At 74.1% G+C, this 290-nt stretch carries 1 protein-coding gene; it reads right to left on the bottom strand.

What is annotated here, in order from left to right; all coding sequences use genetic code 11:
* Positions 1-290, bottom strand: a 290-nt coding sequence (locus tag SB719_RS19585; RefSeq protein ID WP_412159658.1) for an NUDIX domain-containing protein, incomplete at both ends; no start/stop codon positions are given.

The following is a 290-nucleotide window of genomic DNA, read 5'->3' as shown; positions in this document are numbered from 1 at the left end:
CGATCAGGCCGAGCTCGACCAGACGGTGGAGAACGTCCACGCCCGCCGGCGGGCAGCGGCCGGCGTCTGCGCTGGTCGTCCAGTGCACGGCCCCGACTTCTCCGGACGGGACGGGCTCGTCGCCGGTCCGCGCCAGGAACACCCGCATGTGCACCTGGCGCCCCTCGGGCTCGCCGTGCGCCTGCGTGCGGACCTCGAACAGTTCCTCGAGGTGGTCCGGATCGAGCCGCAGTGCGACCTCCTCGAAGGCTTCCCGTGCGGCCGCCTCCGCCGACGTCTCGCCGGGGTCC

The sequence above is a fragment of the Pantoea sp. SIMBA_079 genome, assembly GCF_046940275.1.
In the GTDB taxonomy this organism is placed as follows: domain Bacteria; phylum Pseudomonadota; class Gammaproteobacteria; order Enterobacterales; family Enterobacteriaceae; genus Pantoea; species Pantoea borealis.
Note: the sequence above shows the minus strand (reverse complement) of the source record. Positions and strands in the feature narration are given on the sequence as shown.